Source organism: Bosea beijingensis, assembly GCF_030758975.1.
GTDB classification, from domain to species: domain Bacteria; phylum Pseudomonadota; class Alphaproteobacteria; order Rhizobiales; family Beijerinckiaceae; genus Allobosea; species Allobosea beijingensis.
In genome coordinates, this window is sequence record NZ_CP132359.1 from 1,486,852 (window position 1) to 1,511,955 (window position 25,104).

At 67.2% G+C, this 25,104-nt stretch carries 21 protein-coding genes; 6 read left to right on the forward strand and 15 right to left on the reverse strand.

The genetic code is table 11. The annotated features are described in order from the left end of the window. Positions 1-21: 21 nt before the first annotated feature. Positions 22-1,362, forward strand: coding sequence for an HlyD family type I secretion periplasmic adaptor subunit (locus tag Q9235_RS07235; RefSeq protein ID WP_306226136.1), 1,341 nt, complete (start codon positions 22-24; stop codon positions 1,360-1,362). A 139-nt stretch (positions 1,363-1,501) separates the two neighbouring features. Here Q9235_RS07235 and Q9235_RS07240 read toward each other — a convergent pair whose 3' ends face one another. The 11 genes from Q9235_RS07240 to Q9235_RS07290 form a co-directional block, all read right to left on the reverse strand. Beyond that, complete coding sequence (locus Q9235_RS07240; RefSeq protein ID WP_306226137.1) at positions 1,502-2,344, reverse strand: IclR family transcriptional regulator; 843 nt, start codon at positions 2,342-2,344, stop codon at positions 1,502-1,504. A 96-nt stretch (positions 2,345-2,440) separates the two neighbouring features. Continuing rightward, the gene (locus tag Q9235_RS07245) at positions 2,441-3,646 is read right to left on the reverse strand and encodes an amidohydrolase/deacetylase family metallohydrolase (protein ID WP_306226138.1); all 1,206 of its coding nucleotides are present in this window, start codon (positions 3,644-3,646) and stop codon (positions 2,441-2,443) included. A 1-nt stretch (position 3,647) separates the two neighbouring features. Next, positions 3,648-4,520 carry an ABC transporter permease gene (locus tag Q9235_RS07250; RefSeq protein ID WP_306226139.1) on the reverse strand — a complete coding sequence of 291 codons (873 nt, stop codon included), beginning with the start codon at positions 4,518-4,520 and terminating at the stop codon, positions 3,648-3,650. Next, positions 4,520-5,461: an ABC transporter permease gene (locus Q9235_RS07255; RefSeq protein WP_306226140.1), complete on the reverse strand. Its 942-nt coding sequence runs from the start codon at positions 5,459-5,461 to the stop codon at positions 4,520-4,522. Before Q9235_RS07255 ends, Q9235_RS07250 begins: the two co-directional genes overlap by 1 nt. Before the next feature lie 61 nt (positions 5,462-5,522). Then, positions 5,523-7,046, reverse strand: coding sequence for an ABC transporter substrate-binding protein (locus tag Q9235_RS07260; protein ID WP_306226141.1), 1,524 nt, complete (start codon positions 7,044-7,046; stop codon positions 5,523-5,525). 82 nt (positions 7,047-7,128) lie between these two features. Next, positions 7,129-8,328 carry an aminotransferase class V-fold PLP-dependent enzyme gene (locus Q9235_RS07265; RefSeq protein ID WP_306226142.1) on the reverse strand — a complete coding sequence of 400 codons (1,200 nt, stop codon included), beginning with the start codon at positions 8,326-8,328 and terminating at the stop codon, positions 7,129-7,131. A gap of 42 nt (positions 8,329-8,370) precedes the next feature. After that, the gene (locus Q9235_RS07270; RefSeq protein ID WP_306226143.1) at positions 8,371-8,859 is read right to left on the reverse strand and encodes a RidA family protein; all 489 of its coding nucleotides are present in this window, start codon (positions 8,857-8,859) and stop codon (positions 8,371-8,373) included. 7 nt (positions 8,860-8,866) lie between these two features. After that, positions 8,867-9,679: an amino acid ABC transporter ATP-binding protein gene (locus Q9235_RS07275; protein WP_306226144.1), complete on the reverse strand. Its 813-nt coding sequence runs from the start codon at positions 9,677-9,679 to the stop codon at positions 8,867-8,869. Between the two features lie 12 nt (positions 9,680-9,691). Further along, positions 9,692-10,327: an amino acid ABC transporter permease gene (locus Q9235_RS07280; RefSeq protein WP_306226145.1), complete on the reverse strand. Its 636-nt coding sequence runs from the start codon at positions 10,325-10,327 to the stop codon at positions 9,692-9,694. A gap of 4 nt (positions 10,328-10,331) precedes the next feature. Continuing rightward, positions 10,332-11,000: an amino acid ABC transporter permease gene (locus tag Q9235_RS07285; protein ID WP_306226146.1), complete on the reverse strand. Its 669-nt coding sequence runs from the start codon at positions 10,998-11,000 to the stop codon at positions 10,332-10,334. 73 nt (positions 11,001-11,073) lie between these two features. Then, positions 11,074-11,946: a transporter substrate-binding domain-containing protein gene (locus Q9235_RS07290; protein ID WP_306226147.1), complete on the reverse strand. Its 873-nt coding sequence runs from the start codon at positions 11,944-11,946 to the stop codon at positions 11,074-11,076. A gap of 395 nt (positions 11,947-12,341) precedes the next feature. On the opposite strand from Q9235_RS07290, the gene Q9235_RS07295 reads away from it, so the two are divergent. Continuing rightward, a complete protein-coding gene (locus Q9235_RS07295; protein ID WP_306226148.1) occupies positions 12,342-13,868 on the forward strand; it encodes an ABC transporter substrate-binding protein in 1,527 nt (508 codons plus the stop codon). A gap of 170 nt (positions 13,869-14,038) precedes the next feature. On the opposite strand, the gene Q9235_RS07300 is transcribed toward Q9235_RS07295, so the two are convergent. Both Q9235_RS07300 and Q9235_RS07305 read right to left on the reverse strand, forming a co-directional pair. Next, positions 14,039-15,364, reverse strand: coding sequence for an NAD(P)/FAD-dependent oxidoreductase (locus tag Q9235_RS07300; RefSeq protein ID WP_422678353.1), 1,326 nt, complete (start codon positions 15,362-15,364; stop codon positions 14,039-14,041). Between the two features lie 54 nt (positions 15,365-15,418). Then, positions 15,419-16,294: a GntR family transcriptional regulator gene (locus Q9235_RS07305; protein WP_306226150.1), complete on the reverse strand. Its 876-nt coding sequence runs from the start codon at positions 16,292-16,294 to the stop codon at positions 15,419-15,421. An 86-nt stretch (positions 16,295-16,380) separates the two neighbouring features. Between Q9235_RS07305 and Q9235_RS07310 the strand changes: the two genes are divergently transcribed. Genes Q9235_RS07310 through Q9235_RS07325 form a run of 4 tightly spaced genes read left to right on the forward strand, consistent with a single transcriptional unit; the run spans position 16,381 to position 21,920 of the window. After that, positions 16,381-17,394: an SIS domain-containing protein gene (locus tag Q9235_RS07310; RefSeq protein ID WP_306226151.1), complete on the forward strand. Its 1,014-nt coding sequence runs from the start codon at positions 16,381-16,383 to the stop codon at positions 17,392-17,394. A gap of 18 nt (positions 17,395-17,412) precedes the next feature. After that, positions 17,413-18,249 carry a PfkB family carbohydrate kinase gene (locus Q9235_RS07315; RefSeq protein ID WP_306226152.1) on the forward strand — a complete coding sequence of 279 codons (837 nt, stop codon included), beginning with the start codon at positions 17,413-17,415 and terminating at the stop codon, positions 18,247-18,249. 15 nt (positions 18,250-18,264) lie between these two features. Further along, the gene (locus tag Q9235_RS07320; protein ID WP_306226153.1) at positions 18,265-20,316 is read left to right on the forward strand and encodes a hydantoinase/oxoprolinase family protein; all 2,052 of its coding nucleotides are present in this window, start codon (positions 18,265-18,267) and stop codon (positions 20,314-20,316) included. Then, on the forward strand, positions 20,316-21,920 hold the full coding sequence (locus tag Q9235_RS07325) for a hydantoinase B/oxoprolinase family protein (protein WP_306226154.1): 1,605 nt from the start codon (positions 20,316-20,318) through the stop codon (positions 21,918-21,920). Before Q9235_RS07320 ends, Q9235_RS07325 begins: the two co-directional genes overlap by 1 nt. Before the next feature lie 179 nt (positions 21,921-22,099). Here the strand turns inward: Q9235_RS07325 and Q9235_RS07330 are convergent, their stop codons facing one another. Both Q9235_RS07330 and Q9235_RS07335 read right to left on the reverse strand, forming a co-directional pair. Continuing rightward, positions 22,100-23,197 (reverse strand): ABC transporter ATP-binding protein, encoded by a 1,098-nt coding sequence (locus Q9235_RS07330; protein WP_306226155.1) that lies wholly within the window; start codon positions 23,195-23,197, stop codon positions 22,100-22,102. 2 nt (positions 23,198-23,199) lie between these two features. Then, complete coding sequence (locus Q9235_RS07335; RefSeq protein ID WP_306226156.1) at positions 23,200-24,915, reverse strand: ABC transporter permease; 1,716 nt, start codon at positions 24,913-24,915, stop codon at positions 23,200-23,202. Positions 24,916-25,104 lie beyond the last annotated feature (189 nt).

The following is a 25,104-nucleotide window of genomic DNA, read 5'->3' on the forward strand; positions in this document are numbered from 1 at the left end:
ATAGCAAGGGGAGTGGGATACATGAGCGTTCAGCCGATCTCGCAACCCTGGTACGCCGATGTGCCGCGCAGTACGCGTTCGGCGACGATCGGCGGCGTCGTCATCGTCGCGGTGACCGTTATGGGCTTCGGCGTCTGGGGCAATACCGCGCCTATCGCCGGCGCCGTCATCGCCACCGGCGTCTTCGTGACCACCGGCCAGAACAAGACGATCCAGCATCTGGAAGGCGGGGTGATCCGCGAGATTCTCGTGCGCGAAGGCGATGTCGTCGTGCCCGGCCAGCCGCTGGTCAAGCTCGACGACACCTCGGCCCGTGCCGAATTGCGGCGCCACGAGCTCAAGCTCTATCGCCTCGAGATGATCGAGGGGCGTCTCAGGGCCGAGATCGCCGGTCTCGACGATTTCACGGGGCCGCCGCACCTGCTCGAGAAGTTGGGCGACCCCGACATCGCAGCCTTGTTGGCAAACCAGCGCAGCGCCTTCCGTGCCCGGCAGAACAACATGGCGAGCGAGATCGCGACCCATCAGAAGAGTATCGATGCGCTCGAGGAGAAGGTTGCCGGTAGCAAGGTGCAGCTCGCCGGCGTCGAGCGGCAGGCGCAATTGCTGAAGGAGGAGCTGGAAGGCAAGCAGGCGCTGCTGCAGCGCGGCTATATTCGCAAGCCGGAGGTGCTTTCGCTCCAGCGGCTTGCAGCCAACCTTGGCGGCGAGGCGGGTCGCATCACCGGCGACATCGGCGATTCCCGCGAGCGGATCGCGCGCTCGGTCGAGCAGATCGACGGCGTGCGCAAGAACGCGCAGAAGGTCGCCTCGGACCAGCTCCAGGAGATCAGCGCCGATCTCAACGACGTGCGCGAGCGCATCCACACCGTGAAGGGCGTGCTCGACCGCTCGAACATCATCGCCCCGGTTAAGGGCACCGTGGTCAAGCTGCGCTACCACACCTCCGGCGGCGTGATCGAAGCCGGCAAGAACATCATGGAGATCGTCTCGCTGCAGGATGAGCTCATCATCGAGGCGCGCGTGCGCCCGCAGGACATCGACAAGATCAGGCACAGCCAGGTTGCCACGGTGCGCCTGACCGCACTCAACCAGCGCATCACGCCGATGGTCAGCGGCCGGGTCATCTATATCTCGGCCGACGCGCTGCCCGACGAGAAGCAGCGCGCCTATCCCGGCGTGCCGGATCTCTACATCGTCCGCGCCCGGCTCGATCCGAGCAGCGTGGCCAGCGTTCCCGACTTCCAGCCGACGCCGGGAATGCCCGCCGACGTCTATATCCAGACGCACGAGCGCACCTTCTTCGAGTATCTGATGCAGCCGCTGAAGGACAGCATGGCCCGCGCCTTCCGCGAGACCTGAAGCCCGTGCTGCTTTTCCGGGCGTCGACCGGCAGGATCGCCCTCAGGCCGGTCGGGACGGCAGTTTCCCTGGTGCTCTCCGCGCCAGGGAAACTGTGTGCTCATTCAGGGGGAAGGCGCTTCAGGCCGCGCCGCAGCGCCTAGCCGTATTTGCGGCCGGCGGTGAAATGGCCGACGCGCCAGCCGAGCTTGTCCTCGATCCGCCGCGCCGCGTCCTTCACCGCCTCGACGAAATTCGCATGTTCCTCGGTCACGCGGAACTCCGGCAGCACGATCGAGACGGTGATCGGGCAGGCGCCGGTCTCGTCCAGCACCGGCGCGGCGATGCAGGCGACCGCATAATCGGACTCGCCGGCCTGGATCGAGACGCCCGCCGCGAGCGCGTCGCGCGCCTGCGCGAGCAGGGTCGTGAGGTCGGTGACGGCGCGCCCGGTCGGCGAGGCCTTGGCGCTCTTGCGGAAGAGGGTGGCCCGCTCCGTCTCATCGAGCCCGGCGACGAGCAAACGGCCGGAGGCCGTCCAGTTCAGGGGCACGCGCGTGCCGACGCGCGAGGTGATGACGAAGTGGCCGGGGCCCTCGGCCATCGCCTCGACCACCATCATGCCGCCGTCGCGGCCGCAGATCTGCACGGTCTCGCCGACCTCGCGCGCCAGCACATGCATCTCATGGGTCGCGACATTGATGACCTGGAGGTCGCGCGCATAGGCGAGGCCGTAGTGATAGAGCCGCGGCCCGAGCCAGACGCCGCCATCGCCCGAGCGGGCGAGCAGGTTCTTGTCGAGCAGGTCCTCGACGATCGCATAGACCGTCGAGAGCGGCGCGCCGATGGCGCGGGCGACCTCATAGGCGGTCTGGGCCCGGCCCTCCTGCTGGAGATGGTCGAGGATCTGCACGGCGCGGTCGATGCCGCTGACGCGCGAGCGCCGCGGTCCGGCGGTCTCGGGCGCGTCTCCGTTGACTGGCATCGTCGTGGCCTTGCTCATGTCCGGGCTTTCATGCCTGCCGCGTACCGATTCAAACGGTGCTGCCCCGCTTCGGTTTCCATCGGGGCCAACCTCTCTCCCTTGCCGGGCGTTTCGTCAACGCCAGGACAGGCCGTGGCTGTGCCGGACGAGCCGGCGCGGGCGCGGCACGTAGCGGCTGGCGGCGATCACCTCCGCCCCGATGACGGCATGGCGCGGCTCGAACAGCCGGCTCAGCGTCGAGACGTCGCCATTGGAATCGGTCGCTTCGAGATCGCTGTCGACGACGTCGAAGATCGTGAAATCGGCACGCTGGCCGACCGTCAGCCGGTCCATCATGTCGAGCTTGATCACCGAGGCGGGGGCATGGGTCACCGCCTGCAGGACGGCGTCGAAGGGCATGCCGACCGCAAGCAGCTTCGACATCGTTGTCGCCAGGTCCCAGACTGGAAAGTTCATGCTGCGATTGTGCAGGTCGGTCGAGATCGAGAACGGCATCAGCCCGCGCTGGATCGCGGCCTCCGCGACCTTGAACGAGAAAGACGCGCCGCCATGGCCGATATCGAGACGGACGCCCTCGGAGGCACAGCGCTCCGCCAGGGTGAACAGGTCCTCGTCCTCCAGGATGCTCGACCCGGCCTTGCCGTTGAAGCAATGGGTCACGACGTCGCCCGGCCCCAGGATTTCCAGTACCTCTTCATAGAGGGCCGGGGGCTCGCCGACATGGACCATCATCGGCACCTTCAGGAGCTTGGCGATCTTCTTGCCGAGCTTGACCGGCGTCACGCCCCAGGAGCCGGTGATGACGTGGCTCGCGCGCACCTTGATGCCGACGATGTGCTCGCTGTTCTCGGCGTAGCATTCGAGGATCCGATCGAGGTCGATATCCCCGATGTCGCGCAGTTCCGAAACGCGGTTGCCGGCGACGAGCCCGATCGAGCCCAGATTGAGGAAGGCCTTGATCCGTTCGCGTGCGGGCTCGATGACATAGTCGCGGAAGCCGTGGAAATTGGCTTCGCCGGCAGAGCCCGCATCGACCATGGTGGTGACGCCGCGCTCGGCCCCGCAATCCCGGGGCTGGAGCGAGATGTCCGTGCCGCCATGCCAGATATGGACGTGGAGATCGACCCAGCCCGGCGAGACGAAGGCTCCTTTGCCGTCGACGCGCGCCGCGTCCGCCGGTGCTGCCAGACCGGGGCCGATGGCCGCGATCTTGCCGTCGCCGCCGACGAGAATATCCGTTTCGCTCTGTGTTACCTCAGGCCCGAATGCGACCGGCTTCACATTTGCGATGAGCAGCGGCTGCCGCGTGGCAGGTGTCATGTCAGAGATCCTTCCGTAGGCGCGGATCGAGCAGGTCGCGCAGGCCGTCGCCCACCATCTGCAGCGAGAGGACGGCGAGCACGATGGCGAGGCCGGGGAAATAGGTCATCCAGTCGGCCTGGCCGACATATTGCCGGCCGGACGAGATCATCGTGCCCCAGGTCGGGATGTCCGGGCTGACACCGAGCCCGAGGAAGGAGAGGCCGGCCTCCGCCAGCATGGCGCTGGCGAAGATGAAGGTGGCCTGCACCGTGATCGGCGAGACGATGTTCGGCAGGACATGCCGGAACATGATCCGGGAGGTCGAGTTGCCGAAGGCGCGCGCCGCCTCGACATAGGGCAGTTCGCGGATCACCAACGTCGCGGCCCGCACGATGCGCGCAAGCCGCGGCGCATAGACGATCGAGAGCGCGATGATCACGGTCATCAGCGAGGGGCCGAGCGCGGCGACCAGCGCGATCGCGAGCAGGATGTCGGGGAAGGCCATCATCGCGTCGATCAGGCGCGCGATCGGCGTGTCCAGCCGCTTGAAGAAGCCGGCGATCAGACCGAGCGTCACGCCGATCAGCGAGGACAGCACCACGACCGCGGCGCCGACCGAAAGCGACAACCGGCCCGCATAGAGCATGCGCGAGAAGATATCCCGGCCGAACTCGTCCGTGCCGAACCAGTAGATCCCCGAGGGCGGCTTCAGGCGATTGACGACCGAGAGCCGGCCCGGCGCGTAGGGGGCGAGCAGCGGTGCGAGCGCCGCCAGCAGCACGAAGACGATGAGGATCGCGAGGCCGATCGCCACCATGCGGCGCTTCAGCAGATCGCGCAGGAAGATCCGGCCGCGGTTCGGCGCCGGTGCGTCGGGAGCGAGGTCGGTCATCAGTAGCGCACTCTTGGATCGACCAGCAGATAGAGCATGTCGATCGCGAAATTGATCAGGACATACAGGCCGGCAATGACGAGCAGCGCGCCCTGGATCACCGGATAGTCGCGCCGCAGCACGGCCGAGACCACGAGATTGCCGACGCCGGGCAGGCCGAACACGGTCTCCGTCACCACCGCGCCGGAAACCAGCACGGCGGCGGTGAGGCCGAGCACGGTCAGGATCGGGATCAGCGCGTTCTTCAGCGCATGCTTGAGAACGACGCGCTGCTCGCCCAGCCCCTTGGCGCGGGCGGTGCGGATATAGTCGTCGCCGAGCACGTCGAGCATCGAGGCGCGGGTGAAGCGCATGATCAGCGCCGAGGAGACGAGCCCGAGCGCCACCGCCGGCAGGATCAGGTGCTTGATCCGCTCGAGCAGGCTGGTATCGGGCCCGCCATAGCCGGAAACCGGCAGGAACCCCAGCCGCACCGCAAAGATCTGCATCAGGATGAGGCCGAGCCAGAAGCCGGGAATGCTCGCACCGAGCATGGCGAGCGTCGTCGCGGCCTGGTCGACAAAGGAGCCGCGTCGATAGGCGGCATAGATGCCGACCGGCAGCGCGATGATGCTGGCGATCGCCAGCGACAGCAGCGTCAGGAAGAAGGTCGGCTCGGCCCGGTCCATCAGTGCTGCCGTCACCGGCATGTTCAGGAAGATCGACTGGCCGAGATCGCCGCGCAGCAACTGCCCGACATAGATCACGTATTGCGAGAGGATCGAACGGTCGAGCCCGAGCCGCGTGCGCAGGTCGGCAACGTCCTGGGCTGTCGCCTCGGGGCCGAGCATCACGGCGGCGGGGTCGCCGGGCGTGACGCGCACGATCACGAAGACGATCGTGACGACGAGCAGCATGACCGCGATCATGCCTGAGAGGCGTTGAAGGATGTAGCCGAGCATGACCTGACCGTCTCGTTGCTCGCCATCCGGCCGCGATCAGGCGGCCGGATGGCGAGGGGGATCATTTCTTCAGGGTGACGTTCCAGAAATACGGCCAGGGAGCCGGCACGATGCCGTCGAGCTTCGGCGATTTCGCCGACAGCGCGTTGAAGTCGCCGATCTTGATGAAGGGCACCTCGTCGTAGATCGTCTTCTGCACATTGGCCCAGAGCGCTGCGCGCTTGGCCGGATCCGCCTCGGAGCTGAAGGCGTCGACGGCGGTCTTGCGGGCCGGGGTATCCCACCAGCCGGGCGAACTGGCCGATAGCGAGCCGATCAAGGCCGGCTCCGGCAGGAACGGGCTGCTCGTCACGTAGATTTCCCAGAGCGCCTTGTCGGTCCGGCGCTGCGTCAGCGTCGCCCAGTCGACGACCTGCATGTCGACGGTGAACCCGGCGAGCTTGAGATATTCGACCGCGACCTGCGTCGCTTTGTAGTGGAACTCGTACTGCCGGCTGGTCAGGATCCGGATCGGCTGCCCCTTGTAACCAGCGGCTTTGGCCGCGGCCTTCGCCTTGTCGGCATCGCCGATATTGTAGTTTCCGGCAACGCCGGCATCGGTGTGCCAGACATAGCCCGGCGGATAGATGTTGCCGTCGAGCGCGTAGAAGTCCTTGGTTCCGAACGCCGCCGCCAGCATGTCCTCCATGTTCAGCGCGGTGCGGATCGCCTTGCGGATCGCTACGTCCTTCGCGGCACCCTCGGCTGTGTTGAAGACGAAGACCGGATAGCCGAACGGTTTCAGGACGATGGGCTGCGAGGCAGAGCCCTTCAGCCGGTCGAAGGATTCCACCGGCAGCGAGTCGACATAGGAATACTGGCCGGAGACCGCCGCCTCGACGCGGGTATTCGCATCCGGCACCGGCACGAAGCGGACCTCGTCGAGCAGCGGGCGCCGCGCGCCGCCATAGCCGTCGCCGGCCCCCTCGCGCGGCTTGTAGCCGGCGAAGCGGACGAGCTGGATATACTGGTCGGCCCTGCGCTCCTTCAGCATGTAGGGGCCGGTTCCGATGAACTCCTTCATCGGCTCGTCCTGCTTCTTCGCGGGGATGATGATCGCCGCGGAGTTGTTGAAGGCGAGCAGCGACATCAGCGGCGCATAGGGCTCCTTCAGCATGATCTTGAGCGAGCCCGGCCCGGCCGCCTCGACGCTCTCGATGAAGCCTGCCGCCTGCTTGCCGCGCGAGGCGAGCTTCATCCAGCGCTTCAGCGAGGCGACGGCGTCCTCGGCGGTGAGGTCCGAGCCGTCATGGAACTTCACGCCCGCCCTGAGCGCGATCGTATATTGCTTGCCGTCGGCGCTGATCGTGGGCAGCGCGTCCGCGAGCAGCGGCGTCACGTTCCAGCTCTTGTCGAAGGTGTAGAGCGTCTCGAAGACATGCTGGGTGATCGTCCCGACCAGGTCGGCGGTCGAGACCATCGGGTCCATCGTCGGCGGTTCGCCGACGGTCGCGATCGTGGCGATGCCGCCCGCCTCCTGTGCGAAGGCGACGGACGGGGCGGTGAGCAGGCTGCAGGCGAGCAGACATCCGAACAGGCGTTTCATAATCCCTCACATTCTTTTATTATGTAATAGAGTTCTTAATAACAGAATATTGCCGCGCTGCCAATATCAACGCGGTTGACGCTTAGTCAGGCCATTTCGCCAGCGAGGCGGCGCGCCGGTTGCGGCGTTCGAGCAAGGGGCTCGCGATGATCGTGTTGCTGCGCCGCGCGGTCTCCAGCTCGGTGACGATGCGATCGGCGACGATCTCCTCCTGGCCCGGATGCAGGTTGCAGGGGTCGAGGTAGAAATAGCCGTGCTCGACCTCGTGGTCCCTGACGATCACCGGCTGGTCGCCGCGGGCCAGCGCGTCGGCGAGGTCCCAGGCGGTGATATGCGCCTGCTCGGGATCGACGGAGAGCTTCATCCGGTCGAGCGGGTTATGGGTCGGGTCGGGCTCGATCACGGCGGTGACGCCGGGCCGCTCGGCGAAGCGGGCGAGCCAGAGATCGAGCGCGCGCTGCTCGCGCGCCCGGATGCCGGCATGGTCGCGCTTCTCCCAGGCCTCCAGCGCGGCCATCGTGCCGAGCACGCTTTCCTTGCCGATCTTCATCCCGCGGCCGATGCCGCCATTCTGGATATAGGCGGCCCGGACCATGTCCTTGCGCCCGGCGACGATGCCGCCGGTCGGCCCGCCCAGGAACTTGTGCGAGGAATAGAGCACGATATCGGCGCCGGCCTCGAGGAAGCCGCGCAGGTCGTATTCGGAGGCCGCATCGACGATCACCGGCACGCCGTGCTCGTGGCAGACAGCAGCGAACTCGTCGAGCGGCATGAGCCCGTACTGCACCGTATGATGCGAGACGACATAAAGCGCCGCCGCCGTGTGCTCCGAGATCGCCCCGGCAAGCTGGTAGGCGCGGGCGCTGGTGGCCTGCCCGACGACGACCGGCGTCGCGCCGGCGAGCCGGATTGCCTGGTCGACCGGGGCGCCGTAGCCGACCATATGGCCCATCATGATCACGACCTCGTCCTGGAGGCCGCTGGCATCCGGCAATTGCTCGACGGCGAAGAGATCGTCGCCCGTCATCGCGCCGGCGATCGCAAGCGTGATGCCGGCCGAGCAGGAGGCGGTGACGAAGCCGGCCTCGCTGCCGCAGAGCCGCGCGATCACGGCGCTGGCCTTGCGCTGGAGATCGTCGATCTCGACGAATTGCGGCAGGATCGCCGTCATCGCCGCGATCGCCTCAGGCACGACGATCGAGGCGCCGAGCGAGGTCATCGTCCCGGAGACGTTGATGACGGGGCGCAGGCCCAGCGACGGACGGATATCGGAAGCGGACATGGGATTCTCCTGGAAAGCGGGCATTGGGGCTTAAGGCCCCGGTCATGAAACGGCGACGATCGCTTCGATCTCGACGGTGATCTGTCTGGGCAGCGAGCCGAAGCCGACTGCCGAACGGGCGTGCTTTCCGGCCTCGCCGAACACGGCGACGAACAGGTCGGAGCAGCCGTTGATGACGGCGGGATGGTCGCTGAATTCCGGGGTGGCATTGACCATGCCGAGCAGCTTGACGACGCGCCTGACGCGGCCGAGGTCGCCGAGCGCTTCATGCAGCACGGCGAGCAGGTTGAGCCCGGTCAGACGGGCATGCTCATAGGCTTCGGCGACGCTGACGTCGCGGCCGACCTTGCCGGTATGGAGCCGGCCGTCCTCATGCGTCGGCCCCTGGCCGGAGAGGTAGATCAGGCCGCCCTCCTGGACATGGGTGGCGAAATTGCCGATCGGCCTCGGCAGTTCGGGCAGGGTCAGGCCGAGCTTGGCCAGCCGCTCATAGGGCGTGGTATCGGGGAGGGTGGACAGGACTGCGTTCATAGGTTCCTCAGGCCGGATCGGGACGGAACCCGGCGAAACGTGACAGGAAGGAGCGCAGCCGCTCATGCGGCTGCTCTCCGAAGACCTTTGCGGGCGGCGCGTCGATGACGATCCGGCCCTGGTCGGTGAAGACGACGCGGTTTGCCACGTCGCGCGCGAAAGCCATCTCATGGGTGACGAGGATCATGGTGCGGCCCTCGGCCGCGAGTTCCTGCACCACGGCGAGCACCTCGCCGACGAGCTCGGGGTCGAGCGCGGAGGTGATCTCGTCGAGCAGCAATACCTTCGGCTCCATTGCCACGGCCCGCGCGATGCCGACGCGCTGCTGCTGGCCGCCGGACATCTGCGAGGGCATGGCATCGACCTTCGCGGAGAGCCCGACTCGGGCGAGCCATTTCTCGGCGATGGCGCGCGCCTCGGCCTTGGAGCGCCCGCGCGACTTCATCAGCCCGAGCATGATGTTCTGCGCGGCGGTGAGATGCGGGAACAGGTTGAACTGCTGGAACACCATCGCCGCATCGACGCGGATCGCGGCCAGTTCCCGATCGCTGCGGCGCTTGCGGCCCCCAGTGCCGTCGCGATAGCCGACCTCGGTGCCGTCGATCCGGATCGAGCCGCCATCATATTCTTCGAGGAAGTTGATGCAGCGCAGCAGCGTGGTCTTGCCGCTGCCGGAGGGGCCGATGATCGCGACGACCTCGCCCTTGCCGACCCGGAGATCGACGCCCTTCAGCACCTGGTTGGCGCCGAAGGATTTTGTCAGGCCCTCGATCGCGATCACCGGTTGCACGGCGGAAGCACGGGCATCCGTCTCGGCCATGGATGCCTCCTTTCAGACGAAGCGCTTCTCGAGCCTGCGGCTGAGCGCCGAAAGCGGGAAGTTGATGGCGAAATACATCAGCGCGCCGATGAGATAGAGCGGCAGCGCCACATGGGTGCGCCCGATCACCTGCTGCAGCGACAGCATCAGGTCGACGATCCCGAGCAGCGAGACCAGCGAGGAGCCCTTCACGGTGTCGACGACGCTGTTGACGAAAGGAGGCAGGAAGCGGCGCACGGCCTGCGGCGCCAGCACATGCGTGAAGCGGTCGAACAGGGTGAGCCCGATCGCCTTGGCAGCTTCGGTCTGGCCGGCCGGGATCGACTGGAACGAACCGCGCGTGATCTCGATGATCTGCGCCGACTTGAACGCCGTCAGCGCCACGATCGCGGCGAGCAGGCTCGGCAGGTTCACCTTGATCGCCGGCAGGCCGTAATAGACGAAATAGAGCAGGACGAGGATCGGCACGCCGCGCACGAAATCGGCATAGAGCCGGATCGGCGCACGCGCCCAGAGCGGCCCGAAGGCGAGCACGCAGCCCAGCGGCAGGCCGACGATCAGCGACAGCACGATCACGCAGGCCGAGACCAGCAGGGTCATCAGCAGGCCGTCGACGAGGAAGGGCAGGGTCTGGATCAGCGTCGCCATGCCGTCACCGCGCGATCGCGTAGCGCCGCTCGGCGAGCCGCAGCAGCAGCAGGATGGCATAGCTGGTGATCAGGTAGATCGGCGTCGCCAGCAGATAGACCTCGACCGTGCGGAAGGTCTGGGTCTCGATCCAGCGCATGCCATAGGCGAGCTCGGGCACGGCGATGGCCGAGGCGATCGAGGTGTCCTTGAACAGCGAGACATAGGTGTTGGACAGCGAGGGCAGGGCGATGCGCATCGCGGTCGGCAGGCGCACATGCCAGAGCACCTTCATCGGGGTGAGCCCGATCGCCTTGCCGGCCTCGACCAGCCCGCGCGGCACGGCCTCCAGCCCCGCGCGCATCACTTCGACGAGATAGGCGCCGGAATAGAGCGCGAGCGTCGCGACGAAGGAGGTGACGGCGTCATATTGCAGGTCGACGGCACTGGGGATGCCGTAGAAGACGAGATAGACCAGCAGCAGCAGCGGCACGTTGCGGACGAATTCGACATAGGCCGCGATCAGCGGGCGCGCCCATTTCGGCCCGTCGAGGCTGATCAGCGCCAGCACGAGGCCGATCGCCATGCCGATCGCGATGCTTGCCGCCGCGAGTTCGAGGCTGAGCCAGAGCCCCTCGAACAGCTTGCCGGCATAGCGCCAGACGATCGCGAAGTTGAAATGGTAATTCGCCATGGTCCCGAGGATCAGCCGGGCGACGGGGACGGAAGGGCGCTGGGCGCCCTTCCGCTTGCGAAGCGTGGGATGCTCAGAAGCGCGGCAGGCCGGGCTGGCGTACCGGCGGCTCGGCGCCGAAATAGTCCTTCGCCGCCGCGTCATAGAGCTCGTTCTGATGGCCGAACATCGCGATGTCGAAGGTGGTGTTGACGAAGCGCACCCAGTCGGGATCGCCCTGCTTCATGCCGGCGCCGTAGAGCATCGTGTTCCAGGACTTGCCGGCATCGGCATATTTGTCGGGATGGCGCTTGGCGAGCCAGCCGACGGTGGAGAGGTCGACGGCGGCGGCATCGACGCGCTTCGAGTCGAGCGCCAGGATGACGTTGGCCTGGCTGTCGATCTGCATCACGGTTGCCTGCGGCAGCACCTTCTTGACCGAGGCCTCGGCATCGACATTCTGCAGGATCGAGACGCGGGCCGAGGAGCCCGCTTTGAGCAGCGCGTCGAAGCTCTTCTTGTCGCTGTCCGGCCGGGTCAGCAGTGCGATGCCTTCGACATAATAGGGGCGCGAGAAGGCGATGAGCTGGGCGCGCGCCGGGGACATGGTCATGAACTGGATGACGATGTCGACCTTGCCGGTGTTGATGTTGGGGATGCGCTGGGCCGCGTCCTGCCGGACGAACTCGACCTTGCTGGCATCGTCGAACAGCCCCTTGGCTAGGATACGGCCCATGGTGATGTCCATGCCGACGAGCTGGCCCTTCTCGTCCTCGAAATGCCAGGGCGCATTGGTGGAGCCCGTGCCGACGATCAGCTTGCCGCGATCCAGCACCGTGCGCAGCAGGCTGTTCGGCGCCGATTGCGCGGCAGCCTCCCGTGCGGTGCTCGCCGCCGCGGCCAGTGCGAGGCCGCCGACCAGCCCACCCTTCAGCAGAAGCCTTTTGCCTTCATCCGTCCCGCTCATTGGCGATACCCCTCTTTGCAAGATTAATCCATAACTGCAGAATATATCTTGTAGTAAGGGATGCTAGTGAGGCTTTCGCCTCGAAGTCAAGCGTCGGAGCGGCGAAGGGCAAGGGCGGAGCTGGTGTACTCCAACGACGTCACTTGTTTTCTGGATGAGGCCAGGGCGGCGTCGGGCGGCTCTGTCGCGGATCGGGCGCGCGGTCGGCGCGAGGCGGCTCGATCTTCCGCGTTGCGGTACAGGAAGGCTCTTACCGGGCGCTTCCATGGGCGCCGTGCGGGAGCTGCCGGGCTGTGCCGCAGGGGAATGCGCGGAAGCATTGACAATCTGGTATATACCAAACCATTCTGCCCTCTCGGCCGCGCAGGCCGCCATAAAATAGGGAGGGGTATTCGATGGTGCCGGTCTCTCGCCGTACTGTGCTCGCCGCCGGTGCAGCCCTGCCTCTCCTGGGCCTCAGAGCCCATGCGCAGGCCGCGGGCAAAATCCTCCGCTTCGGCTTGTCGAGTTTTCCGCCCAGTCTGCAGCCCTGGCTTCATACCGGAACGGCCGCGCTCACGGTCAAGCTCCTGATCTTCCGTGGCCTGACCGGTTTCGACGAAAAGGGCGAGGTCAGGCCCGAGCTCGCCGAATCCTGGGAGCGCGAGGGTGAGACCACCTGGGTCTTCAAGCTCCGCCAGGCGACCTTCCAGAACGGCAAGCCGGTCACGGCCGAGGACGTGAAATGGACGCTCGAGCAGGTCGCCGCGCCCAATTCGACCGCCTTCCTGAAGGCCGAGTTCGGCGGTGTCGAGCGCATCGAGACGCCGGATGCCCGCACCGTCCGCATTGTCATGAAGCAGCCGACCGTGACGCTGCCGGTCTGGCTCGCCAGCCCGCATATGCCGATCATCGCCAAAGACTCGATCGAGGGGCGTGCGGGACTCGGCGTCGGCGCCGGCCCCTTCGTGCTCAAGGGGCAGGAGCGCGGGGCCTCGATCGAGGTCGCGAAATTCGACAAGTACTACAAGCCGGGCCTGCCCAAGCTCGCCGGCATCAAGCTCGTTGCCTATGCCGACGAGAACCTGCGCGTCGCCGCGCTCCAGGCCGGCGATGTCGACCTGATCGAATACGTGCCCTGGCAGTCCATGGGCACGATCGAGAAGGATTCCCGCCTGCGGCTGGTCGCGGTCGACGGGCCCTTCATGGGGCTGAACTTCAATGGCGGCGCCGGGCCGTTCAAGGATGTGCGCCTGCGCCAGGCGGTGGCCCATGCCATCCGCCGCGAGGATATCGTGCAGGCCGCCTTCTTCGGTCGCGGCAGCAAGCTCGAAGGCATCCCGATCGCATCGAGCAGCCCCTATTTCGACAAGGGGCGCTCCGAGTTCTGGAAATACGATCCGGCGAAGGCGAAGAAGCTGATGGCCGAGGCCGGCGTGCCGAACGGCTTCCCCTGCACGCTGCTCTCGACCGCGCAATACGGGATGCACAAATCGACGGCGGAGGTGGTCCAGGCCAATCTCGCCGAGATCGGCATCCAGGTGACGCTGAACCTGCCGGATTGGGCCGCGCGCGTCGATCTCGCCGGCAAGGGCCGCTACGATTTCATGATTCAGGGCACGACCGCCGACAACAACGACCCGGATGGCCTCGCGCCGCTGCTCGACGGCGACCTGCCGCCGAACATGGCCCGGAGCTGGCAGATTCCGACGCCGGAGATTCACGCGCTCTTCGCCAAGGGCCGCGCCGAATTCGATGCGGCCAAGCGCAAGGCGATCTATGCCGAACTGGAGAAGACCGCGCTGGAGCAAGCGCCGCTCGTCGGGTTGGCCTGGCGCTCGCAGGGCTATGCGATGGTCACGGGCCTCAGCGGCTTCAAATGCTATCCGGGCGGAACTAACTTCTTCTCGGCCTATTCGCTGGACGAGGCGGCGCTCGCCTGAGCGCTCGGCGCTCTCCGTCTTTGCAATGGATCCACCCCGTCATCCCGGGCTTGACCCGGGATCCATCATAGAGCGCCGAGTCCAATGATGGATTCCGGATCAGCGCCGCTTCGCGGCTTGTCCGGAATGACGGCGATGGAGTGATTGCAATAGATGCGGCAACGAGATGCTCACCCCACCCGCGTGGTCCGCTCCAACCGCGCGAACCGCTCCAGCCGGAACGGCTTCGGATCGATCATTGGCGTGCGGCCGCTGACGAGATCGGCGATCAGCCGGCCGGCGCCGGGGCCGATGCCGAAACCGTGGCCCGAAAAGCCGGTGGCGAGGAAGAAGCCCGGTAGCCGCGGCACCTCGCCGATGACGGGGACGGCATCGGGTGTCGCGTCGATCAACCCGCCCCAGCTCTCCCTGATCCTCAGGCCGGCGAAGGCCGGGAAAGCCGCGATCAGGTTGCGCTTCGCTTCTTCCAGAATGGCCTCGGACGGCTTGGGGTCGAGGATACGGGCGCGCTCGAACGGTGTTTCCTGATCGAATGACCAGCTTTTCGGCAGGCGCGCTTCTTCAAGAAAACGCCCGCCGATCCGCAGCCGTAATTCGTGACGCTGCTTGGCCAGCGACGGCAGGAAATCGAAGAGCAGCCGAAAACTGTCCGGCACGATCTCGGCCACGCTCGCGCCGCGATGCGCGATGGTGTAGCCGCCGTCCTGCCGTTTGCGGAAGGCAAAGTCGGAGGCGCCGACGGCATGGGTCGGCGGGCCGTCGAGCGGCTCCGTCCGGAACACCGAGCCGAGCACCTTGAGCGCCGGCAGGTCGATGCCGAGATTGCCGAGGAACAGGCGCGACCAGGCTCCGCCCGCCAGCACGACGCGCTGGCAGGCAATGCGGCCGCGCTCGGTGACGACGGCGCTGACGCGGCCGCCGGCGGTATCGATACCGCGCACCGCGCAGCGCGTCAGCACGGTGCCGCCATGGCGGCGCAGCGCCCGCGCCATGGCCGGCACGGCCTTCTGCGGCTCGGCCCGGGCATCGCTCGGCGTGAACATCGCGCCTGCATAGGCGCGTTTTCCCCCTGTAATGACGGCATCGATCTCGCGCGAACTGAGGAGGCGCGTGTCGAGCTGGTAGGTCTTGGCATGTTCGAGCCAGGCCTCCTGCTCGGCATGTCTTGCGGGGGTGTCGGCGACATAGACGATGCCGGAGCGGGTGAATCCGGTATCGCCGCCGACGAGCCGGTCCATATCCTCCCAGAGTCGCATGCTTTCGAGCCCGAGCGGAATCTCGCCGGGATCGCGCCCCATGACGCGGACCCAGCCCCAGTTGCGCCCCGACTGCTCGTGCCCGACCTCGCCCTTCTCGCAGACGGTGACCGAGATGCCCTCGCGGGCCAGGAACAGCGCGGTGGTGATGCCGATGATGCCGCCGCCGATGACCACGACGTCGCTGGAAGCGGGCAGGGACACATCCGGCTCAATGGTCTCGATGGTGATGCCCATCAGGGTGGCTCCGGCGGCGGGAGGGAGAGGCCGAAAGGCGGCGTTGGTTGGCTCCGCTCAAGCGCGGGTAGGAGGCGCGGAGCTGCGGAAGACGACGTGATGGGGGTGGTTGACCGAACGCATGTACTCGACCGGCCGCCCCTCGCCGTCGCGGGCCACGATCCGCAGCACCAGGGTCGGCGAGCCCGGCGCCAGCGCGAGCAGTTGCGCCTCCCGCTCGGTCGCCGTGCCGACGCTGATCTCGCGGTCGCGGATGCTGATCTCGATGCCGTAGCGCTGCCGCAGCAACTCGTAGAGCGACTGGCCGGAGACCAGGTCCTCGGCCGACAGGCCGGGCACGCTGCCGGCCGGCAGATAGCTGGTCTCGATGCAGAAGGCCTCGTCGTTCACGCTGCGCAGGCGCCGCGCCATGATCAGCGTGCTGCCGGGCGCCAGTTCGAGGCGCTGCGCGATGCTCTCGCTCGCGCCTTCCTCGCCGAAATGCAGGAGCTTGCTGCCGGGCTCGCCGCCGGCATTGCGGATGATGCGGGTGATGCCCAGCGAAGCTGAGGCATCGATCGGCCGTGACACCTGGACCAGCGGGATGCGCGTGCCGCTGGTGCCGTTGCGCTCCAGCACGTTGCGCTCGACCAGCCGGTCGATAGCCTTGCGCACCGTCATCCGGTTGATGCCGAGTGCGTCGGCCAGCGCCCGTTCCGAGGGGATGCGATCGCCGGGCCCGTAATCCGGCTCGCCGATCAGGTCGAGCAGGTAATCCTGCACCTCGACATAGATCGGTTTGGTCCCCTTCAGCGGGCTCGGCGCGCCCGACGTCTCGGTTCCCGCGGCTTTCGGCACGCGCGGCTGCCGGAGGCCGAGCCGCGGCGCCTTCTTCGTCTTGAGGGCGAAGCGGTCGCGCAGCGCTGCGGGGCGGGAGGGGCGTTTGGATGGCATCTCAACAGGCTTGACAGTGATTGGTATATGGAATTGGTGTATACCAATTCTGCTGCCCAGTTTAAAGCCCGCTCGGGAGCCCGTCCATGTCCATCGCCTTCGACCGTGACGCGGTTCTGTCCGGGCTGGAGCCGACGCGCACCGCGCTGCCGAAGGCCTATGCGCTCGGGCAGGAACTGGCCCCCGGAATCGACCGCATCTACCTGATCGCCTGCGGCTCGGCGAACCGGGCCATGCTCGGCATCCAGTACTGGCTGGAGCGCTATTCGCCGGGCATCGAGGTCAGGCGCTATTTCCCCGCCGAGTTCATGGCGATCGACCCGCCGCGCCTGAACGAACGGACGCTGGTCTTGCTGGCCTCGAAATCCGGTACGACGCCGGAGACCGTCGCCGCCGCGCATTTCCTCAGGGACAAGCCCTGTCAGGTCGTCGCCTTCAGCCAGTATGGCGAGAAGCCGCTGGCACAGGCGGTGCCCCGCCATTTCCTCGTCGGCGACACCAGTGAATCCTTCGCCGCGATGTTCATGCTGATGCAGGCCCTGATCGGCGGGCTGATGGCGGCCAGGGAAGGCTGGCCGCTCGGCGAGAAGCTGTTGGCCTCGCTCGATGCGCTGCCGGCGGCGATGTGCGACGCTGCCCAGCAGAACGAGGCCCGCGCCGCGGCCGACGCCGCGACCTATGCCAGCGACGACCGCATCTACCATGTTGCCTCGGGACCGGGCTTCACCACGGCCTATGTCTTCGGCGTCTGCATCCTCATGGAGATGCTCTGGCTGCACAGCTACCCGATCGAGGCGGCCGAGTTCTTCCACGGCCCCTTCGAGATCGTCGACAAGCAGACACCGCTGATCCTGATCACCGGCGAAGACCCGAGCAGGCCGCTGATGGAGCGTGTCGTCAAGTTCTGCGACACCTATGCCGGGCGCGTGATGAACTACGACTCCCGCGCTTTCACGATGACGGGCATCGACCCCGAGATCCGCCCGATCGTCGCGCCCTATATCCTCCAGGCGGCGCTCAAGCGCTTCTCGGCGCATCTCTCGGTGCTGCGCAACCAGCCCCTGACCACCCGCCGCTACATGTGGAAAGTGGCGTACTGATCCAGGGGAGTTGCCGCGATGGCGCAGAGGCTGCTTGGGCTGGGTGACAACACGGTCGACACCTATGTCGATCGCGGTCTCCAGTTCCCGGGCGGCAACGCGGTCAATGTCGCGGTGCAGGCGAGGCGCCTCGGAGCGGAAACAGGCTATCTCGGCTGCCTCGGCTCGGACGAGGCCGGCGAGCTCCTGAAGGATGCGCTGGCGCAGGAGGGTGTCGACACCACCCGCTGTCGTATCCGGCCTGGCTCCAATGCCCGCGCCTTCATCGGCCATGACGGGCAGGATCGGCGCTTCCTGCGCTCCGAGCGCGGGGTGCGTGGCGAATGGGGAACCTTCGATGACGCCGACCGCGCCTATATCGCCGGCTACGATCTCGTCCATTCCAGCATCTACAGCGAGCTAGGCGACGCCTTGCCCGTCATCCGCGGCGCGGCCCGGCGCCTGTCTTATGATTTCTCCGAACGCTGGACCGACGAGAATCTCGCCGCGACGCTGCCGGCCGTCGAGATCGCCTTCCTGTCGCACCCCTCCGCCTCCGACGTCGAGTGCCGCGCCCTGCTGGAGCGCTGTATCGGCTGGGGCGCGGGGCTGGTCGTAGCGACGCGGGGCGCAAAGGGCGCGTTGGCGTTGGCCTCGGACCGCTTCCACGAGCAGCCGGCGAGCCCTGCATCCGTGGTCGATACGCTCGGCGCCGGCGACGGTTTCATCGCCGCTTGCCTGCTGGCCATACTCGACGGAGCCGGCATCGCCGCCGCCCTGGCGGCGGGGGCCGAACAGGCTGCGCAGGTCTGCGGCTATCACGGCGGCTTCGGCCACGGCGTGGCGTGGACGAGAACCGAAGCGGCGGTACCGTAAGGGAGGACGACAGAGATGGCGTGGCGGATCGGGATCGATTCCGGTGGCACATTCACCGATGTCTGCCTCTTCGAGGACGCGACCGGCATGGTCGCGGTCTGGAAGGTGCCCTCGACGCCCGACGATCCCTCCCGCGCCATCGCGCGCGGCACGCAGGAGGGCGTCGAGCGCGTCGGCGCCAGCCCCGCCGACATCGCCTATTTCGGCCATGGCACCACGGTCGGCACCAACGCCCTGATCCAGCATCGCGGCGTGAAGACGGGCCTGATCACCACCGAGGGCTTTCGCGACCTGATCGAGATCGGCCGGCAGAAGCGGCCGGACCTCTACGACCTCCAGGCCGACAAGGCGCCGCCGCTGGTCACCCGAGACCTGCGCTTCGGCGTCGCCGAGCGCGTTCGCCATGACGGCTCGATCGAGACGCCGCTCGACGAGGATGCCGTCCGGCAGGCGGCGCGGGCGCTGAAGGCGGAGGGCGTCAAGGCCGTCGCCATCGGATTCCTCTACGGATTCGTCCGGCCCGAGCATGAGGAGGCCGCCAAGCGCGTCGTCACCGAGGAATTCCCCGAGTCCTTCATCTGCGCCTCGCATGAGGTCGCGCCGGAGTTCCGCGAGTACGAGCGCATCTCGACCGCGGTGGTCAACGCCTATCTCGGCCCGGTGATGCAGGGCTATATCCGCCGCCTCGCCGACCGCCTGAAGGAACTCGGCCTCAAGGCGGTGCCGCATCTGACGCAGTCCAATGGCGGCGTTATCGGCTTCGACATGGCGGCGCGCCTGCCGGTGCGCACGGTTCTCTCCGGTCCCTCGACCGGCGTCGTCGCGGCGCAGGCGATCGGCGCCATGATCGGCATACCCAGCCTCATCACCTTCGACATGGGCGGTACCTCCTCGGACGTCGCCCTGCTCGATGACGGCGAGGCCAAGCTCGCCTCCGAGGCCAATGTTCACGGCTATCCGATCAAGGCGCCGATGCTGGACATCCACACGGTCGGCGCCGGCGGTGGCTCGCTCGCCGCGATCGATTCCGGCGGGTTGCTCAAGGTCGGTCCGCGCTCGGCCGGCGCCGATCCCGGCCCCGTCTGCTACGGGCGCGGCGCGACCGAGCCCGCCGTCACCGACGCCAATGTCGTGCTCCAGACCCTGAACCCGACCCATCTGCTCGGCGGCCGCATGCCGATCGACCAGGCGCTGTCGAAGCAGGCGATCGGCCGCCTCGCCGATGAGCTCGGCCTCGACCTGATGGCGACGGCGCAGGGCATCATCTCGGTCGTCACCGCCAACATGGCCAAGGCGATCCGGGTCATCAGCGTCCAGCGCGGGCATGATCCGCGCGATTACGCGCTGGTTGCCTTCGGCGGGGCAGGGCCGCTGCATGCTGCGCGGCTCGCACGCGAACTCGACATGAAGCGCATCGTCGTGCCGCGCAATCCCGGCATCGGCTGCGCGCTAGGCCTGCTCCTGACCGATCTGCGCGCCAATTTCGCGACGACGCGATTGGCGACGCTCTCCGATGCACTGGTCCCCGACATGGCGGAGATCTTCGTCGCCTTGCAGGAACAGGCCGATCACTGGTTCGCGGAGGAGGGCGTGGCTTCGGCCGACCGTCGGCTGAAGCGCACCGCCGACCTGCGCTATCACGGCCAGAACTACGAACTCGCCATCGACGTGCCGGACGGGCCGATCACGCCCGCGACCATCGCGGCGCTCGCCGAGGGCTTCGCCGCCGCCCATAAACGGCTCTACGGCTTCGTCGCGGAAGGCGAGGCGGTTCAGCTCGTGACCTATCGCGTCGAGGCGGTCGGCCTCGTGCCCAAGGCCGCCTTCCGGCCGGAGCCCGATGCCGGGCCTGACGCCTCGCACGCCATCATCGGCAGCCGCGAGGTCTGGTTCCCCGAGGCCGGCGGCTTCGTCGCCTGCCCGATCTACGACCGCGACAAGCTGAAGTCGGGCAACCGCTTCGCCGGCCCGGCCATCGTCGAGCAGATGGATTCGACGACCGTGCTGCTTCCGGGCATGACCGCGACGGTCGAGCCCTATCTCAACCTGATCCTGGAGATGCCGTGATGACCGCGACCGCATCCGTCAGCGTCGACCCGATCACCGTCGAGGTCATCGGCTCCTCCTTCGCCTCCATCGCCGAGGAGATGGGCGAAGCCCTGGTCAAGGCGAGCTACTCGACCAACATCAAGGAGCGTCGCGACTGCTCGACCGCGCTCTTCGACGTCGAGGGCCAGACGCTCTGCCAGGCCGAGCATATCCCGATGCATCTCGGCTCCTTCATCGGCATCATCCCGCATATCCTGAAGCGCCACTCCGTCGCGGACATGAAGCCGGGCGACGTCTTCATCGGCAACGATGCCTATGAAGGCGGCGGCACCCATCTGCCGGATATCGTGCTGGCCGAGCCGGTCTTCCACGAAGGCGTCATGATCGCCTGGGCCGTCAACACGGCGCACCACTCGGATTTCGCCGATCGCGGCCACGCCCATATCTATCAGGAGGGCCTGCGCATCCCGCCGATCCGCCTCTATGACGGCGGCGTGCTGATGAAGGACGTGCAGGAGCTGATCCTGCTCAACTGTCAGGTCCCGCGCGAGCGACTCTCGGACCTGCGCGCCCAGATGGCGGCGAACCGTCTCGGTGTCGAGCGGTTGCGCGCACTCTGCGACAAATACGGCCGCGACACGGTGCTCGCCGCCGGCAAGGCCTTGCAGGACTATGCCGAGCGCAAGATGCGCGCCGGCATCGCCTCGATCCCCGACGGCACCTATCGCTTCTCGGATTCCTTCGACAATCCCGAGATCGACGAGCCGCTGACCTTCTCGGTCGCGATCACCGTCGCGGGCGAGGAAATGACGCTCGCCTTCGACTCGCCGCCGCAGATGCGCGCTGGCTTCAACATGGTCTACACCGCGCTGCTCTCGACCGTGTATTATGCGGTCAAGACCGTGGCCGACCCGACCATTCCGCCCAATGCGGGGCTCGCCCGGCCGCTCACCGTCACCGCGACCGAAGGCACGGTGCTGAACTGCGTGCATCCGGCCGCCGTCAACGGCCGCATCGCCGCCTGCCAGCGCGTGGTCGACCTGATCCATGGCGCGCTCGCGCAGGCCGTGCCGGACCGGGTGATCGCGGCCTGTTCGGGCGCGGTTGCCTCGGCCACCTTCGCCGGCGAGCAGCCCGGCAGCGGCGAGCTCTGGGTCTATCTGGAGACGATCGGCGGCGGCTCCGGCGCCCGCACCAACAAGGACGGCCTCCACGGCGTCCATGTCCACATGACCAACACCTCGAACCTGCCGGTCGAGGCGCTGGAGCTGGAATATCCGCTGACCCTGCTGCGCTACGAACTGGTCGACGGTTCGGGCGGGGATGGCCGCCAGCGCGGCGGCATGGGGCTCCGCCGCGTCTATCGGGCGGAGGCGCCGTGTCGTCTGAGCGTCGATAATTCGCGCCTGACCTCGCGGCCCTGGGGGCTTGCCGGCGGCGGCGAGGGGCAGGGCGGCTCCTTCTCATTCAGCGAGGGCGTCGCACCCTTCTTCAAGGGCGACGGCGCATTGGAGAAAGGCCAGATCGCCGAGATCATCACGCCCGGCGCCGGCGGTTATGGCCCGGCCGCGGAGCGCAGTGCCGAGGCGAGGGCGCGAGACAAGGCCGAGCAGCGGGGGTGAAGAAACAATGAGGCCCGCCTAGGCGGAACGGCTTGTCATTCCGGGGCTTCGCGTAGCGAAGAGCCCGGAACCCACGACCGGGCGAGCCCTTTGTCGATGGCGCTTGCGATCGCTCACCCGGTCGTGGGTTCCGGGTTCGCGCCTATGGCGCGCCCCGGAATGACAAATGGCGGTGCCGCTTAGGCAGCCAGCCACAACAGCGCATGCGGCGACAGCCTCAGCGTCGCTCCGCTGCCGACCTCGAACAGCCCGCTGCCAGATTGGAAGGGCACGTCTACTGCCACTTCCGTCGTGCCGATGCGGACGCCGTAGCGCACGCTCGCGCCGAGGAATTCGCGGTTGGCGACGGTGCAGGGCAGCGCCAGCATCCCGTCCCCGGCCGGGCCCGCATCACCGAGACTGGCATGCTGCGGCCGGAAGACCAGCTTGGCGCCGTCCGGCACCTGCGCCTCCGCCGGAACCGGCACGCGAGTCCCGCCCTCGATCTCGAAGACCCGGGTCCCGCCGCTGCCGGTGAGTTTCCCACTTAGGATATTGGCGGTGCCGAGGAAGCCGGCGACGAACAGGTTCGCCGGGTGCTCGTAAAGCTCCATCGGCGTCCCGACCTGCTGCACGATGCCGTCATTCATCACGGCGATCCGGTCGCAGATCGTGTTCGCCTCCTCCTGGTCATGGGTGACGAAGATCGTGGTCAGGCCGAGCCGCTGCTGCAGGTCGCGCAGTTCGCGGCGAACCTGCACGCGCATCTTGGCGTCGAGATTGGAGAGCGGCTCGTCGAGCAGCAGCACCTTGGGCTCGACCGCGACGGTGCGCGCCACGGCGACGCGCTGCTGCTGGCCGCCCGAGAGCTGCGAGGGCCGCCGCTCGGCGAGATGGGCGAGGCCGACGAGGCCCAGCGCCGCCTCGACGCGCCGCTCGACCTCGGCGCGCTTCACGCCGCGCTCCTCCAGCCCGAAGGCGACGTTGCGGCGCACCGTCATGTGCGGCCAGAGCGCATAGGACTGGAACACCATGCCGACATCGCGCTTCCACGGCGGCAGGTCGGTGATCGGCTTGCCGCCGATCCTGACTTCGCCGGTATCGGCATGGTTGAAGCCGGCGATCAGGCGCAGCAGCGTGGTCTTGCCACAGCCGGAGGGGCCGAGGAAGGCGAAGAATTCGCCCGGCTTGATCGCCAGATTGACGTCCTTGAGCACATGGTTGGTGCCGTAGGACAGGTTGACGCCTTCGATATCGACGGCGACGGCGGGCGTGGTCAGGGAGACGGTCGCGTTCATGATCAGTGGCCCATTCCCTTGGCCTTCTGGCTACGTTCGATGATGAGATGGGAGAGGAAGGTGCAGGCCGCGACGAGGATCACCGCGACGACGCCGAGCGCGGCACCGGGGCCGCGCCCCGCCGCAGACTGCATGAAGACATAGAGCCCGTAGGCCAGCGGCGCGTCCGAGTTGGACTGTACCAGCATCAGCGTCGCCGAGAGCTCGACGGCGGCCGTCGAGAACGAAGTGACGAAGCCGGCGAGGATGCCGCCCGCCATCAGCGGCACGACGATGCGCCGGACCGTGCGCGCCTTGGTGGCTCCGAGGTTCTCGGCGGCTTCCTCGAGCGAGACCGAGATCTGCTGGAGCGCCGCATAGCAGGCGCGCAGGGCATAGGGCAGGCGCCGGATCGCCAGCGCCATCACGATGGTGATCCAGAGCGCGGCGAGCGGCGTCCCGTCCGGCAGGGTGATGCCATAGAAGGTCCTGAGATAACCGATGCCGAGCACCACGCCGGGAATGGCGAGCGCCGCGGTTGCCATCCAGTCGAGCCATTCGCGGCCGATCAGCTTGGTGCGCAGCACGAGATAGGCGATGGCGACGCCGAGCACGACGTCGATGCCGCCGGCGATCGAGGCATAGATCAGCGTGTTCTTGATGTAGACCGAGCTTTCGCCGAAAACGCGGCCGTAATGCGCGATCGTGTAGGCGTCGGGCAGGGGCGAGAACGACCAGATCGTCGCGAAGGAGAGCAGCAGCAGGCCCAGATGCGGCGCCAGCACCAGCGCCAGGATCAGGATGACGATGCCGTAGCCGAACACGGCCTCCATCGGGGTCATCATCCGCTTGGCGAGCCCGCCGCCGCCGCGCTGCGTCGTGGCGTAGTCGCGACCCTTCAGCGCCCTTGCCGAGAGCCACATTGCCAGCACCGAGGCGATGATCAGCACGACCGAAATGACGTAGCCCATCGGGTCGGCGATGCCGATCGAGGTCACCCGGAGGTAGGCCTGCGGCGCCAGCATGTCCTTGACGTTGAGCAGCAGCGGGGTCGCGAGATCGTCGAAGACCTTGACGAAGACCAGCGAGGCGCCGGCGAGATAGCCCGGCATGGCGAGCGGGAAGACGATCCGCCGGAACAGCCGGAAACCGGAGGAGCCGAGATTCTGCGCGGCTTCTTCCATGGCGCGGTCGACATTGCGGAGCGCCGCCGAGAGATTGATCAGGATGAACGGGAAATAGTGGACGGACTGGACGAAGATGACGCCGTTCAGCCCCTCCATGAAGTCGATCTTGAAGCCGAACCAGTCGTCCAGCAGCAGATTGACCGAGCCGTTGCGGCCGAAGAAGAGCTGCATCGCCACCGCGCCGACGAAGGGCGGCATGATCAGCGGCAGGAAGCCGAGCGTCTGGACGATGGCCGCGCCGCGGAAGACGAAGCGCGTCGTGAGATAGGCCAGCGGCAGGGCGAAGACCGAGGCCCAGACCACCGACATCGCAGAGACATAGAACGAGTTCCACAGCGAGCGCATGAACAGCTCGGTGCGGACGAAATCGTAGAAATTCACCAGCGTGAAGGTCGAGGTGCCCTTCTCGGTGAAGGCGACATAGATCACCGTCGCCACCGGCAGCACCAGGAACATCAGGAGAAAGGCGGCGATCGCCAGTGCCAGCGCGATCTGGCCGGGTGTGCCGGCGATGCGACGGGGGCGGGGAGCCGAGGTCGGAATGGCTGTCATGGATGGGTGCCGGGTGTCATCCCGTGCGCGCCGCGGCATGGAAATGCCGCTGCGCAGACACGGGACCGTTGTCAGGAAAAGGCGCTTACGAGGCGCGCTTCAGGAAAAGGCGCCTGCTGGTCGCGCGGTCCCGTGTCTGCGCCGCAGCGTTCCACGCTGCAGCGCACACGGGATGACACGCTCCCGACG